The 13638-nt window shown below is 71.6% G+C and carries 14 protein-coding genes and 4 pseudogenes; 6 read left to right on the top strand and 12 right to left on the bottom strand.

Annotation, left to right across the window (positions count from 1 at the left end; all coding sequences use genetic code 11):
• Nucleotides 1–4 precede the first annotated feature (4 nt).
• A pseudogene (locus T328_RS00585) lies at nt 5–121 on the bottom strand (DUF397 domain-containing protein); the annotation flags it as partial.
• A gap of 53 nt (nt 122–174) precedes the next feature.
• Between T328_RS00585 and T328_RS00580 the strand changes: the two are divergent.
• Both T328_RS00580 and T328_RS00575 read left to right on the top strand, forming a co-directional pair.
• Nucleotides 175–483, top strand: a complete 309-nt coding sequence (locus tag T328_RS00580) for a transposase (RefSeq protein WP_496493777.1) — start codon at nt 175–177, stop codon at nt 481–483.
• Nucleotides 480–1358 (top strand): IS3 family transposase, encoded by an 879-nt coding sequence (locus tag T328_RS00575; RefSeq protein WP_496493776.1) that lies wholly within the window; start codon nt 480–482, stop codon nt 1356–1358. Before T328_RS00580 ends, T328_RS00575 begins: the two co-directional genes overlap by 4 nt.
• A 161-nt stretch (nt 1359–1519) precedes the next feature.
• Here the strand turns inward: T328_RS00575 and T328_RS00570 are convergent, their stop codons facing one another.
• Together T328_RS00570 and T328_RS00565 are read right to left on the bottom strand one after the other, a co-directional pair.
• Complete coding sequence (locus T328_RS00570; protein ID WP_496493775.1) at nt 1520–2332, bottom strand: SAM-dependent methyltransferase; 813 nt, start codon at nt 2330–2332, stop codon at nt 1520–1522.
• Nucleotides 2333–2750: 418 nt separating this feature from the next.
• Nucleotides 2751–2909, bottom strand: a pseudogene (locus T328_RS00565) (IS5/IS1182 family transposase); the annotation flags it as partial.
• Between the two features lie 30 nt (nt 2910–2939).
• Here T328_RS00565 and T328_RS00560 point away from each other — a divergent pair.
• Nucleotides 2940–3170: pseudogene (locus T328_RS00560) on the top strand (hypothetical protein); the annotation flags it as partial.
• A gap of 8 nt (nt 3171–3178) precedes the next feature.
• On the opposite strand, the gene T328_RS00555 reads toward T328_RS00560, so the two are convergent.
• From T328_RS00555 to T328_RS00545, 3 genes and pseudogenes are all read right to left on the bottom strand, one after another.
• A complete protein-coding gene (locus tag T328_RS00555) occupies nt 3179–3505 on the bottom strand; it encodes a transposase (RefSeq protein ID WP_496493774.1) in 327 nt (108 codons plus the stop codon).
• A 108-nt stretch (nt 3506–3613) separates the two neighbouring features.
• A complete protein-coding gene (locus tag T328_RS00550; protein WP_496493773.1) occupies nt 3614–4132 on the bottom strand; it encodes a nuclear transport factor 2 family protein in 519 nt (172 codons plus the stop codon).
• 30 nt (nt 4133–4162) lie between these two features.
• Nucleotides 4163–4456: pseudogene (locus T328_RS00545) on the bottom strand (SDR family NAD(P)-dependent oxidoreductase); the annotation flags it as partial.
• Between the two features lie 315 nt (nt 4457–4771).
• On the opposite strand from T328_RS00545, the gene T328_RS00540 reads away from it, so the two are divergent.
• Nucleotides 4772–5023, top strand: coding sequence for a hypothetical protein (locus T328_RS00540; protein ID WP_496493772.1), 252 nt, complete (start codon nt 4772–4774; stop codon nt 5021–5023).
• 86 nt (nt 5024–5109) lie between these two features.
• On the opposite strand, the gene T328_RS00535 is transcribed toward T328_RS00540, so the two are convergent.
• Both T328_RS00535 and T328_RS00530 read right to left on the bottom strand, forming a co-directional pair.
• Entirely contained in the window at nt 5110–5679 is a 570-nt protein-coding gene (locus tag T328_RS00535) for a TetR/AcrR family transcriptional regulator (protein WP_496493771.1), read from the bottom strand.
• A gap of 315 nt (nt 5680–5994) precedes the next feature.
• Nucleotides 5995–7353 (bottom strand): class I SAM-dependent RNA methyltransferase, encoded by a 1359-nt coding sequence (locus T328_RS00530; RefSeq protein ID WP_496493770.1) that lies wholly within the window; start codon nt 7351–7353, stop codon nt 5995–5997.
• A 187-nt stretch (nt 7354–7540) separates the two neighbouring features.
• Between T328_RS00530 and T328_RS00525 the strand changes: the two genes are divergently transcribed.
• Together T328_RS00525 and T328_RS00520 are read left to right on the top strand one after the other, a co-directional pair.
• Nucleotides 7541–8212, top strand: coding sequence for a potassium channel family protein (locus T328_RS00525; protein ID WP_496494284.1), 672 nt, complete (start codon nt 7541–7543; stop codon nt 8210–8212).
• 117 nt (nt 8213–8329) lie between these two features.
• Complete coding sequence (locus tag T328_RS00520; RefSeq protein ID WP_496493769.1) at nt 8330–8998, top strand: potassium channel family protein; 669 nt, start codon at nt 8330–8332, stop codon at nt 8996–8998.
• A gap of 19 nt (nt 8999–9017) precedes the next feature.
• Here the strand turns inward: T328_RS00520 and T328_RS00515 are convergent, their stop codons facing one another.
• The 4 genes from T328_RS00515 to T328_RS00500 form a co-directional block, all read right to left on the bottom strand.
• A complete protein-coding gene (locus T328_RS00515) occupies nt 9018–9848 on the bottom strand; it encodes a DUF3159 domain-containing protein (protein ID WP_496493768.1) in 831 nt (276 codons plus the stop codon).
• Entirely contained in the window at nt 9845–10249 is a 405-nt protein-coding gene (locus T328_RS00510) for an OB-fold nucleic acid binding domain-containing protein (protein ID WP_496493767.1), read from the bottom strand. The genes T328_RS00515 and T328_RS00510 overlap by 4 nt, the downstream gene beginning before the upstream one ends.
• A 32-nt stretch (nt 10250–10281) precedes the next feature.
• Nucleotides 10282–10965 (bottom strand): response regulator, encoded by a 684-nt coding sequence (locus tag T328_RS00505; RefSeq protein ID WP_496493766.1) that lies wholly within the window; start codon nt 10963–10965, stop codon nt 10282–10284.
• A gap of 107 nt (nt 10966–11072) precedes the next feature.
• On the bottom strand, nt 11073–13634 hold the full coding sequence (locus tag T328_RS00500; protein WP_496493765.1) for a DUF4118 domain-containing protein: 2562 nt from the start codon (nt 13632–13634) through the stop codon (nt 11073–11075).
• Nucleotides 13635–13638: the final 4 nt, after the last annotated feature.

Raw genomic sequence — 13638 nt, 5'->3', positions numbered from 1 at the left:
TGGGTCAGGTGGTGGGGAACTCCCCGCGCCTGACGGCCGTCACGAACGATGACCAGCCGTCTGCCGAAAAGACCAGCGCGGAGCCGTGCGGGTCCTTACTGTCACGGACTGGCACCACACCAGCTTTGACGGACATCCGAGATCAGGGGTTACGGCCCCGGAAGGATGTCCACCATGGAGAGCATGGGGAAGAAGAAGCCGCGTCCCAGGCGCTCGTTCACGCCGGAGTTCAAGGCGGAGATCGTCGAGCTGTGCCGCCGCGGTGACCGTTCGGTCGGTCAGGTGGCCAAGGACTTCGACCTGACCGAGACCGCGGTGCGTTTGTGGGTCAGTCAGGCCGGGGTCGATGCCGGTCAGGAGCCGGGGCTGGCCAGCGATGAGCGGGCCGAGTTGGTCCGGCTGCGGCAGGAGAACCGCCGGCTGCGGCAGGACGTGGACGTGCTCAAGCGGGCCACGGCTTTCTTCGCGAACGAGACCCGGTGACGGTGGATCCGTTCATCGAGGCGGAGAAGCAGGCAGGCCACAGCGTCAAACGGACGTGTGAGCTGCTGAAGGTCTCGCGTGCCGCCTTCTATGCCCGCCGCGCGGGCACCCTGTCACCGCGCCGGCGACAGGACGCCGAGCTGACGAAGCGAATCATCGCGGTGCATGCGCGCTCCCGCGGCGCCTACGGGGCTCCGCGGGTGCACGCCGCGCTGCTGCGTGAAGGCGTTCGCTGCGGTCGACGCCGGGTGGCGCGGCTGATGCGCCAGGGCGATCTCACCGGCCGGCACCACCGCCGCCGGGCCCGCACCACGATCCCCGATCCGCACGCCGGCCGGCGCCCGGACCTTATCGGCCGCGACTTCGCGCCCGAGCCCACCGCACTCAACACCCGGTGGTGCGGCGACATCACCTACATCGCGACCGAGGAAGGCTGGCTCTACCTGGCCACCGTGATTGACATCGCCTCGCGCAAGGTGGTCGGTTGGGCCACTGCGGACCACCTGCGGACCTCGCTGGTCACCGACGCCCTGCGAGCTGCCCGCCGCAGCCGCCGGCCCGGCCCCGGGCTGATCTTCCACGCGGATCGCGGCTGCCAGTACACCAGCCGCGAATTCGCGCAGGTCGCCGCGTCGTTCGGGATCCGGCTGTCCACCGGGCGGACCGGGGTGTGCTGGGACAATGCGCTGGCGGAGTCGTTCTTCGCTACTCTCAAGCGCGAGCTGGGCGCCGGCCACCACCAGGTGTGGGCCAGCCGGGCCACCGCCCACTCCGCGATCTTCGAGTTCATCGAGGGCTGGTTCAACCTCCACCGGCTGCACAGCAGCCTGGGCTACCGCAGCCCCACCGAGTACGAAGCCGCACACACGGCCTGACCGACACAACCACCCTGTCCGTCAAACCGAAGCAAGCTCACCTCCGCGGCGAAGCCATCGCATGAGGTAGGAGCCACGCCGCACGGGCAGACCACCGCAGTGGCCACCGCATACCGGCCACACCGAGCCGAACCGACACCGAACCCACCGCAGGCGCCCGGCTACACCTTGCGGGCTACCGCGCCGAATTCGTCCATCTCAGCGGCCTGCCCGAAGAGGTTCGGCTCTGGTCGCCACTGCGGCAGTGTCACCAGCCCGGGTTCGACCATCTCCAGGCCGGCGAAGAGGTGGGCGAGCTGCTCCCCGGTGCGCAGGTGGTAAACCGCCGAGCCGGCCTCGTTCCAGCGGCGTACCGCCTCTTCCATCTTCTCGCCGGTCACGTCGCTGGTGCTGTGCACGATGACCAGGTAGCTCCCGGAGGGGGCAGCGTCGAGCAGTGTGTGGATGATGGAGGAGGCTTCATCGTCGTCGCCGATGAACGGCAAGACCCCCAGCAAGGTGATCGCCACAGGTCGGGTGAAGTCCAGCGTCTTGGCGGCGCCGGCGAGGATGCGCTGCGGGTCGCGCAGGTCGGCGTCGATGTAGTCGGTCGCGCCCTCCGGGCTGGAGGTCAGCAGTGCGCGGGCGTGGGCCAGGACCAGCGGGTCGTTGTCGACGTAGACGATCCGCGCGTCGGGCGCCACCGCCTGGGCGACCTCGTGGGTGTTGTTCGCGGTCGGCAGCCCTGTGCCGATGTCCAGGAACTGGCGGATGCCCTGCTCGCCTGCCAGGTAGCGGACGGCGCGGCTGAGGAAGGCGCGGGTGTGGCGGGCGATGTCGACGATCTCCGGCAGCACCTCGCAGATCGCGTCACCGGCCGCGCGGTCCACCGCGTAATTGTCCTTGCCGCCCAGCCAGTAGTTCCAGATCCGGGCCGAGTGGGAGACGGTGGCGTCAAACGGTGCCCCGTTGCCCGCTGTCGTCGCGTCTGCCATGGGAGCCGTCCTTACGCGGGTGTGCGGAGTCAACAACCAACGTACCGGGTCGAGTTGCCAGGGCCCGCCCAGGGTGGGAAGGACCAGCCTGAAGCCGGCTTCCACACCACGGACCGATCTGCGCCCGTGCTGGCCAGGCGCAGCAGGAGCCTTAGGGCGGGAAGATCGCCGGCCGCCTCGCCGCAGCCGGCCGGCAAGTCGGCTTCTCACCGGCGAAGTCCAGGAGGCGGCCGAGGACCTCGCCGCAACCGCCGCTGTTCCCTCGCCGCGCTGGACCCCGAGGCCCTGTATCGGCCCGCGCCGGCCGCGGACCGACCCGGCCACGCCGCCACGCGCCCACACCCCGCCGTTAGCACCGCCTGCCGAGAGAAGCCTGTTGTCCCTGATCGCACCCCCAGCGCCGCGCATCACCCGGTCAGCCCGAGGTGGTCACGAAGATGATTGCGGCCAGCACTTCCCGGTCCCCACGCCGCCGCCGGCCGCCGCCCTGCGGGCGCTCCGGGGCCAGTGGGACCACCCGCTCAAACAATTCCCACAGGTCATCCGGCGCCAGCCGCTGAACAAGCGAGGTAGTCACCGTTCAACACTGCCGCAAGATCACACCAGTTGGAGCAATGCCGAGCTGGAGGAGTTGGGCCGCCGCCATGCCCGTGGCCGCTTCGAGCGCGAGGATCTGCAAGCGAACCTCACGGGCGCCGAGTGGACCGACGATGAAGCCTTCGCCGCCTACGGGCTCGACGACGCCACGATCACCGCCCTGCGCGGCTGGGCTGTGGAGTGGGCCGATGACCTCGCGACCCGCCTCCTCGAAGAGGCCGACGACCCGGACATCGGCTGATTGAACCTTCATCGCAGTGGACGGTCCAGCTCCGCGGCGAAGAAAGCCGAGGCGGACTTCACTATCGCGTTCGCCCGCCGCAGTTCCTTCACCTCCCGCTCCAGCTCCGCGATCCGGGCGGCCTCCGCGCTGGTGGTGCCGGGCCCGACGCCCTCATCGATCTCGGCCCGCTTGACCCACCCTTGCAGTGCCTCAGGACGCACGTCCAGCTGGTCGGCGATGCGCTTGATCGCTCCGGCCCGGCCGGTCGGGTCCTTGCGGGCATCGACGGCCAGACGCGTCGCGCGTTCACGCAGTTCGTCGGGGTACTTACGGGGCGCAGCCGCGATCGGCATCCTTCCGGGTCTTGATGATCTCCATCAAACCCGGGGCGGTTCAACGCCTGCGGCTGGCGCCGGCTCCGGGAAGGGAACGGGGCCGAACGCCCGGTGGGTCTGGTGCTGTCAGTTCGGCCGTGCTGCCGGCCGGGTCAGCGGGACCACGCGGCGGTCCCCGAAGGTGACCATCTGGTGCACGGGCGCGGCGCTGGCGCGCATGAGCGCCGCGACGCCCCGGCGGCCCTGTCTGCGGGCGAGTTCCGAGCCCGCGCTGATCATCAGGGCGGTGAGGGCCGGCATCGGACGCCCGAAGAGCGTGATCCCCTTGATGCGTGCCTGCTCGTCGAGCCGCAGCAGTTGCGCCTCCTCGAACGGCTGGGATCCCACCTGCGCCCGGTAGAACAGCGAGTACGCGTCGCCCTCGCCGATCTGAGTATGGAAGCGGATGTCCTGGACCGCCGTGAACGCCGAGGTCAAAAAGTCGCGCAGCTGGTCAGGTCCCTTGAAGCGGAACTGTTCGGTGAGCGGCGAGCCGAGCACGACGTCCCGGCTCAGGCACGCGACCGCGGCGTCGACGTCACCGCGTTCTGAGGCAGCGCGCCAGCTCGCGATGGTAGCGGCGGTGGAGTGCAGGGTCTCGGACATGGGTCTCTCCCGGTGTCAACGGCGCGATGGGGCCTGCGCGATGGAGGTCTCCTCGGCCGCACCTACCGAGCCGACGCCGGCGTTGTTGACCAGGACGTCGATCCGCCCGAACCGGTCGATCACCTGCTTGACCGCGGTGGTGACCGAGTTGTCACTGGCCACGTCGAGATCGATGAACGTCACCCCGCCCAGCGGGGTGACGCGCGAGGTGTCGCGGCCGGTGCCCGCCACGTCGAAACCCGCTGCGACCAGCGCGAGCGCAGTTTCCTTGCCGATGCCGGAGGACGCGCCCGTCACGAGGGCCACCGGCCGATTCGTCGTCATCATACGCTCCCGAACTCGCTGGGAAACCGATCGGTTTCACCTACCGCAACTGTAAACCGATCGGTTTCCAATGTGCAAGTTCAAGGAGGAAACTGATCCCGGGTATGCGTCACCGGCCGGCTTCAGGCTGAGCTGATCGGCGCCCGCCGGCATGGCGGCACGGGCCGGATGAGCAGGCAGGAGAGACGCGAGAGCGTCATCCCCGGCGATCGTCGCCGCCTTGACGCGGAGCACGGAAGACGCCCGCCTGGATTGCGAGAGGGCGGCCAAAGGGGTGGGGGCGCGAGCGGGCCCTCCCAGGCAATGGTCAGCCCCATGGCGATCGCTTACATGCAGCTGATCTCGACGCACCCCGAGACACTCCAGATGCAGGGATGCGCCGTCGCGGCAGCCACCGACGCGCGGGGCGATGACCGGATCGGCGAGCGTCCGGGCCGGCTGGATGAGGCTCCGGGAGACCACGCCCTGCCACTGGGCGCCGATGCCGACAAGACCCGCGCCCGGCTGCTCATCAATTCCCTCACGATCATCGGGCTTCACCATGAGTACCGGGGAGCAAGGGCATGAAGCCATGCGGGCCGTGCCGGCTGCCTGAGACCGGCATCAGCTCGGAGAGCACATCAGTCACCGAACCTGCCCAGAAAGGCGATGCGTCAGCGCATGCCTGCCGCATCCAGCAGGGAAGCCACGGTGGGCGTGATGAGCCCTGTCAGGTTGTCGGCGCCGATCCCCGCGCGGGCACTGGCGCCGTCGAAGACCAGGCTGAGCTGCCGGGCCAGCAGTTCGGGATCGCTCGCACCACCCTGTTCGGCCTCGGCACGGAAAAAGGCCGTCAGTCCCCCTTTGATCCGGTGCGCCACCCGGCTCGCGGGGTGACTCTGGTCCTTGAGCTCGATCTGGACGGCCAGGTACCGGCAGCCTTGGAACTCGGCCGCACCCGCCTGCAGTTCCACCCGCTCGAAGACGTGCAAGATCCGCTCGCGGGGTGAGCGGTCGTCGTCCGCCGACGGCAGGGCCCTCGCCACGTAGTCGGAGGCGCGTTCTTCCAGGCTCGCCGCGAGCAGTTCGTCCTTGCTCTCGAACAGCTGGTACAGGGAGCGCTTGGACACCCCCGCCGCCTTGCACAGCGCCTCGACGCCTATGCCGACACCGTCTCGGTAGGTGAGCGTGGCCGCCGCCTCCAGCAGCCGCTCCCGGGGACTTTGCTTCGCCTTGGTGGTCACACTGCGAGGTTAACTCGATTCCATCGCAATGAAAACCGATCGGTTTACAAAGGTCTGCGGGGGTGATATCCGGCACCGCCACTCCCGAGCGGGCACCTGAAGCCCAAACAGAGACTCGGCGACGCCCCTGAGGGGAAGACCGTCGCCGAACGCTGATGGTGCGCGCCCTCCCGTCCGTCCCTGGGCTTCGTCCTGGCGGGGATGGGGCAGGGCCGCACCGTCATGGAGAGCGATCTTGAGGTGGAGCGGCGTAAGATGCCCCGCTGGCGATGCCAGGAAAGGTCGGGATGCCGAGGTCCACGGCCAAACCGCAGGTCAGGCAGTCTTTTCGGTCCTGACCAGCACCGCCACGCACTCCATGTGGTGGGTCATCGGGAAGAGGTCGAACGCGCGGAGCCACTTCGGGGTGTAGCCCGCCGCGAGGAAGTACGAGAGGTCCCGGGCCAGGGCTGCCGGGTCGCAGGCGACGTAGGCGATGCGGCGGGGGTGGAGGGTGGTGATCTGGGTGACTACCTGGCGGCCGGCGCCGGTGCGGGGTGGGTCCAGGACGACGAGGTCCGCTTCGGTGATGCCGGTGCGGGGGAGGACGCGTTCGACCTTGCCCTGTTCGATGCGGACGCGGTCGAGGTCGGCGAGGTTGTGGCGGGCGTCGGTAACGGCGCGTTTGCCGGACTCCACGCCCAGGACGGCGCCCTTGGGGCCGACGCGTTCGGCGAGGGCGCCGGCGAAGAGGCCGACGCCGCAGTAGAGGTCGAGGGCCATGTCGCCCTTCTTCGGCATCAGGCCCGTCATCACCGTTTCGACGAGCAGGTCCGCACCCTTCGGGTGCACCTGCCAGAAGCCGCCCGCGCCGACGCGCCAGGTGCGGCCCGCGGCTCGTTCGCGGACGAAGTCGCGGCCGTGGACGCGGTGGACGGCGGCGGGGGCGCCGGGGGTGTGGGGGACCTCGGCGCGGAGGACCGAGACGGGGCGGTCCAGTTCGACGAGGGGGAGCCGGCCGCCCGGGCGGGGGGTGAGGACGACCTGGCGGTCGCCCGAGCCGGTGGCGGCGATGGCCTCGACCGTGGCCAGCTGCGGCCACTCCCGGCTCTCCACACCCAGTTCCTCGACCTCCCGGGCCGCGATGAGGCAGCGGTCGATGGGCTGTACCTCGTGCGAGCGGTGCTTGCGTAGGCCCGCCCGGCCGTCGGGGTCGATCGCGTACTGCACCCGGGTACGCCACGCCGGCACCTCGCCCTTCGGCACCTTGTCGCCCGGCGCCGGCTCCACCGTGCCGTCCCACCCCACGTCCTCGGCGGTGAGCCCGGCGAGCCGGCTCAGCTGCTCGGCGAGTACGTCGGCCTTCAGCCGCCGCTGCGCCCCCGGGGCGACGTGCTGGAAGTCGCAGCCGCCGCACCGGCCGGGGCCGGCGTAGGGGCACGGCGCCTCGATGCGGTCCTTCGCGGGCTCCAGCACCCGCACCGCGTCCGCGCGCAGGAAGCGGGCGCCGGCGCGCCCCTCGGTGACTCGGGCGACGACCCGCTCGCCGGGCAGCGTGTGGCGTACGAAGAGCACCTGGCCCTCGGCCGTACGGGCGACACAGTGCCCGCCGTGCGCCACCGGGCCGACCTCGACCTCGTACTCCTCCCCCACCGGGCTCGGGGACGTGGCGGACGCCTGCTGTTCTTCGGGCACGGGGCGGGCTCCTGGGGTGGGTGGATACGGGCGGGTCGGGCCGCGCCAGTCTAGGCGGGCCGCCCTGCCCCTGCGCGTACGGACCGTCCCGCCCGCCGCACCGGCCGGCCGCGCCACCCGGGGTGCCCCCGGCCCGCGGGGGTGTGTAGCTTGAACGGAAACGGCAGACATGGCGGAGGGACGCCGCGTGCACATCGTGATCATGGGGTGCGGTCGGGTGGGGTCCACCCTGGCGCGCACGCTGGAGCAGCAGGGGCACACGGTGTCGGTGATCGACCGCGACCCGACCGCCTTCCGCCGCCTCGGCTCCGGTTTCGGCGGGCGCCGCATCACCGGCATCGGCTTCGACCAGGACACGCTGAAGGACGCCGGGATCGAGGAGGCCGGGGCCTTCGCCGCGGTCAGCTCCGGCGACAACTCGAACATCATCGCCGCCCGCGTGGCCCGCGAGATGTTCGGCGTCGAGAACGTCGCCGCCCGCATCTACGACCCCCGCCGCGCCGAGGTCTACCAGCGGCTCGGCATCCCCACCGTCGCCACCGTCCGCTGGACCGCCGACCAGATGCTGCGCCGGCTGCTCCCCTCGGGTGCGGAGCCGCTGTGGCGGGATCCGAGCGGCCGGGTCGAGCTGGCCGAGGTGCACACCTCGGCGGCGTGGATCGGGCACCGGGTGGCCGAGCTGCAGGAGGAGACGGGCGTACGGGTCGCGTTCATCACCCGGCAGGGTGAGGCGGTGCTGCCCACCGCCAAGACGGTGCTGCAGGACGGCGACCTGGTGCATGTGATCATGCGTACCGACGAGGTGGAGCAGGTCGAGGCGGCCTGCGCCAAGGGCCCGGACACGGAGGACCGACGGTGAGCGACGCACGCGCGGCTGCCCCACCGCACAGGACACACCAGCCGCACACCCGCCGCGCGGGCGGAGAAGCGAACGGAGCAGCACAGTGAGCGACGCACGCGCGAACGGAGCGGTGCTGTGAGGGTGGCTATCGCAGGCGCGGGCGCGGTGGGCCGGTCCATCGCGGGTGAGCTGCTGGACAACGGGCACGAAGTGCTGCTCATCGACAAGACGCCCACCGCCATCGCCGTGGAGCGGGTGCCGCGGGCGGAGTGGCTGCTCGCCGACGCCTGCGAGATCGCCTCGCTGGACGAGGCCGCGCTGCAGCGCTGTCACGTGGTCATCGCGGCCACCGGCGACGACAAGGTGAACCTCGTCGTCTCGCTGCTCGCCAAGACCGAGTACGGCGTGCCGCGCGTGGTCGCCCGGGTCAACAACCCGCGCAACGAGTGGCTCTACACCGAGGCGTGGGGCGTGGACGTCGCCGTCTCCACCCCGCGGCTGATGTCCGCGCTGGTGGAGGAGGCCGTCAGCGTCGGCGACCTGGTCCGGCTGCTGCGCTTCAGCCACGGCGACGCGAACCTCGTCGAGCTGACGCTGCCGGAGGAGTCGGCGCTCACGGGCACCGCCGTCGGCGATGTCGACTGGCCCGCGGACACGACGCTCGTGACGATCATCCGCGGCAGCACGGTTCTCACCCCGAAGCCGGACGACACCCTGGAGGCCGGCGACGAGCTGCTGTTCGTCGCCGCGCAGGCGCGCGAGGAGCAGCTGGAGGAGCTGCTTTCCGTACGACGCGAGGACTGACCCGGCACAGCCGCGGGGGTTACTCGCGCTCCCCCGCCGCCTGCCGCTGCTTCTCCCGCTCCTCCTCGGCTTTCTCCTCCGCCTCCATCTCCGCGATCACGTCGATCGGCGGCGGCGCCTGCTTGAGGAAGATGTACGTGAGCGTGACCGCCAGCAGCAGCGGCGGGATCTTCAGCGCCACGATCACCCAGCCGAACTCCTTGGGGTCGGCCCAGAAGTAGAGCGGGAAGAGGATCGCGGACTTGGCCAGGAAGATCAGGCCCCAGGCCCAGCTCGCCTTGGCGTACGCCTTCTTGCGGCCGGGGTTGCGGGTGCGCCAGGAGAGGTTCTCGCGGAACAGCGGCCCGAGGATCAGACCGATCAGCGGCAGGCCCGCGAGGGTGCTGAGGATGTACGCCAGGGCCAGGCCGAGGCCGTAGAGCAGGCCGGGGAGGTAGAAGTCCTTGGCGTTGCCGGTCATCGACGCGAAGGCGACGCCGATGGCCACGCCGAAGACGCCGCTGAAGGCGTGTTTGAACGTGCCCCCCGTGATCAGCCGGGAGAGGCCGAGCAGCAGCGAGACGCCGAGCGCGGCCAGCGCGGAGGGCTTGAGGTCCGAGCCGATGGTGTAGACGAGCACGAAGACGAGTCCGGGGACCGTGGTCTCCACCATGCCGCGGATGCCGCCGAACGCCTCGGCCATCGCGGCCTGGGTGACGGCGTGCGAGTCGCCCTGCGGTACGTCGGAGCCGGGCCGGCCTTCGGCGTCGTACGGGGGCGCCGGCGCGGCACCGGATGTGCCCCCGGATGTGCCCCCGGTCGCGCCGGCGCCGCCGGCGCGGTCGTCGGCCGGCTTCTGGAAAGACGTCACCGCTGCTCCTGTCCGAGGGGTCGCAGTTCGTACTTGGGGTTGAAGAGCACCCGCCGCCCGCGGCTCATGGCGATCCGGCCGGAGGCGGTCAGGCTGCGGCCCGGCTCGATGCCGGCGATGGCGCGGCGGCCGAGCCAGACCAGGTCGAGCGAGTCGGTGCCGTCGAACAGCTCCGCCTGCAGCGCGGGCACGCCGGCGCGCGGCTGGAGTGTGACGGTGCGGAGACTGCCGGTGACGGTGACCACGGCGCGGTCGTGGCACCGCCGGATGGGCGTGACGTCCGCGGTGTCCTCGTCGGGCGGCAGGGAGTCCTCCGCCGCCGGCTCGGCGGCGCCGGTGAGCCGGCCGAGGATCCGGCGGAACGGGCCGGCGGGTCGGCCGGCGCTGCGGGCGGGGTCCATGTCCGCAGAGTACCCGCCCGGGGCGGTCCGTTTCACTGCTCGAACCGGTAGCCCATGCCCGGCTCGGTGACGAAGTGGCGCGGGTGGGCGGGGTCGGCCTCCAGTTTGCGGCGCAGCTGGGCCATGTAGACCCGCAGGTAGTTGGTCTCCGTGCCGTACGACGGGCCCCAGACCTCCTTGAGGAGCTGCTTCTGGCTGACCAGCCGGCCCGCGTTGCGTACGAGCACTTCGAGCAGGTGCCACTCGGTGGGCGTGAGGCGTACGTCGGCGCCGTCGCGGTTGACCTTCTTGGCCACGAGGTCGACGGTGAAGGCATCCGTGGTGACGACGGCCTGGTCGTCGGCGGGCGCGGACGGCTCGGCGCGGCGGACGGCGGCGCGCAGCCGGGCGAGCAGTTCGTCCATGCCGAAGGGCTTGGTCACGTAGTCGTCGGCGCCCGCGTCGAGGGCCTCGACCTTCTCGTCGGAGCTGTGCCGGGCGGAGAGCACCAGGATCGGCACCCGGGTCCAGCCGCGGATGCCGCGGATGACGTCGACGCCGTCCATGTCGGGCAGGCCGAGGTCCAGGACGATCACGTCGGGGTGGCGGTCGGCGGCGAGCTTGAGCGCGGTGGCGCCGTTGTGGGCGGCGTCCACCTCGTACTGGCGCGCCTTGAGGTTGATGACGAGCGCGCGCACGATCTGCGGCTCGTCGTCGACCACGAGCACCCGGTGCATGGCTGCCGCCTTTCGTTCCTGCCGAGGATGCGGAGGATGCGGATACGGATACGGGGAGTGCCGCGGCGGCGGCTGCGTCGGGGCGGTCCCGGGCCGGGCGGGCGGCGTCACGTCGTCGCCGGGGCCGGCAGCTCGGCCGGCGCGGACGTGCCGCGGACGGGCGCCGCCCGCAGGGTGAGCACCATGGTCAGCCCGCCGCCGGGGGTGTCCTCGGCGACGAGGGTGCCGCCCAGCGCCTCCGCGAAGCCGCGGGCGACCGCGAGGCCGAGGCCCACGCCGGCGCCGCGGGGGGCGTCCCCGTAGCGCTGGAAGGGTTCGAAGATCCGGTCCTTGCCGCGGTCGGGGACGCCGGGGCCGCGGTCGACGACGCGCAGCTCGACCCGGCCGCCGAGGGCGCTCGCCTGCACCAGGACGGGGGTGTCGGCCGGGCTGTACTTGACCGCGTTCTCGACGACGTTCGCCACCGAGCGCTCCAGCAGCCCGGCGTCGACGGTGACCATCGGCAGGGTCTCCGGGATCCGCAGCGTCACGCTGCCCTCCGGCACCCCGGCCAGGGCCTTGGGCACCACCTCGTCGAGGTCGACCTCGCGCAGCAGCGGGGTGACGGTGCCGGTCTGCAGCCGGGACATGTCGAGCAGGTTGCCGACGAGGGCGTCGAGCCGGTCGGCGCCCTCCTCGATGGCCGCGAGCAGCTCCGCCTCGTCCTCCGGCGACCATGCCACGTCGTCGGAGCGCAGCGAGGTGACGGCGGCCTTGATGGCGGCGAGCGGGGTACGCAGGTCGTGGCTGACGGCGGCGAGGAGGGCGGTGCGGATGCGGTTGCCCTCGGCGAGCTTGCGGGCGTCCACGGCCTCGGCGGCCAGCCGCTGCCGCTCTAGTACGACGGCGGCCTGGGCGGCGAACGCGCCGAGGACCCGGCGGTCGGCGGCGGGCAGCTTGCGGCCGGTGAGCGCCAACGCCATGTCGTCGCCGACGGGCATGTCGACGTCGGCGTCGTCCGGGTTGGTCAGCCCGCAGGTCTCGCTGCCGACGCGGCCGACGCACGTCCAGCCGTCCTCGCCGGGCTGCCGCTCGAAGAGCGAGACGGCCTCCATGGCGAAGGTCTCGCGCACCCGGTCCAGCAGTGATTCGAGCGACGCCTCGCCGCGCAGCACGCTGCCCGCGAGCAGCGACATCACCTCGGACTCGGCGCGCAGCCGGGCAGCCTGCGAGGCGCGGCGGGCGGCAAGGTCGACGACGGACGCCACGGCAACGGCGACCGCGAAGAACACGACGAGGGCGACGATGTTGCGCCCGTCGGCGATGGTGAAGGTCCTGACAGGCGGGGTGAAGTAGTAGTTGAGCAGCAGCGTGCCGGCCCCGGCCGAGGCCAGCGCGGGCAGCGTGCCGCCGAGGAGGGCCGCCAGCACGGTGGCGAAGAGGAACAGCAGCACCTCGTTGGGCAGCCCGAGGTCCGGGTCGAGGACGAGCAGCAGCCAGGTGAGCAGCGCGGGCCCGGCCAGACCGGTCAGCCAGCCGGCGACGATCCGGCCGCGGCCGAGGCGGGCACCGCGGGAGATCGGCAGCCCGCGGCCCTTGGCGACCTCGTCGTGGGTGACGATGTGCACGTCGAGGTCGGGCCCGGAGTCGCGGGCGACGGTGGCGCCGACGCCGGGGCCGAAGACGTACTGCCACGCCTTGCGGCGGCTGGAGCCCAGCACTATCTGGGTGGCGTTGACGCCGCGCGCAAACTCCAGCAGGGCGTCCGGCACGTCGTCGCCGATGACGTGGTGGAACGTTCCGCCCAGGTCCTCGACCAGGGTCCGCTGGACGGCCAGCTCCTCGGGGGAGGCGCTGGTCAGGGGGGTCAGGCCGTCGCTACGGGAGATGTAGACGGCCATGATCTCGCCGCCCGCGCCCTTGGTCGCCAGCCGTGCGCCGCGGCGGATGAGGGTACGGCCCTCGGGGCCGCCGGTGAGGCCGACGACGATACGCTCGCGGGCCTGCCAGGTGTCCCGGATGTGGTGCTCGCTGCGGTATTCGCGCAGGTAGTCGTCGACGCGGTCGGCGACCCACAGCAGGGCCAGCTCGCGCAGGGCGGTGAGGTTGCCGGGGCGGAAGTAGTTGGACAGCGCGGCGTCGATCTTGCCGGGGTCGTAGATGTTGCCGTGCGCCATACGGCGGCGCAGCGCCTCGGGCGACATGTCGACAAGCTCGATCTGGCCGGCCTTGCGGACCACGGCGTCCGGTACGGTCTCCCGCTGCCGTACGCCGGTGATGTTCTCGACGACGTCCCCCAGCGACTCCAGGTGCTGGATGTTGACGGTCGATATGACGTCGATGCCGGCGTGCAGCAGCTCCTTGATGTCCTGCCAGCGCTTCTCGTTGCGGGAGCCGGGGACGTTGGTGTGCGCCATCTCGTCCACGAGCGCGACGGCGGGGCGGCGGGCGAGGACGGCGTCCACGTCCATCTCGGTGAACCGCGTGCCGCGGTGGACCAGCTGCCGGCGCGGTATCTGCTCCAGGCCGTGCAGCAGCACCTCGGTACGCGGCCGGTCGTGGTGCTCGACGAAGCCGACGACGACGTCGGTGCCGCGCTCCAGCCGGCGGTGCGCCTCGGAGAGCATCGCGTAGGTCTTGCCGACGCCCGGCGCCGCGCCCAGGTAGATACGCAGCTTGCCCCGTGTCATGACT

The sequence above is a fragment of the Streptomyces sp. CNX435 genome, from assembly GCF_059570575.1.
The sequence above is the reverse complement of the archived record's forward strand: the minus strand, read 5'-3'. Positions and strand labels throughout refer to the sequence as shown.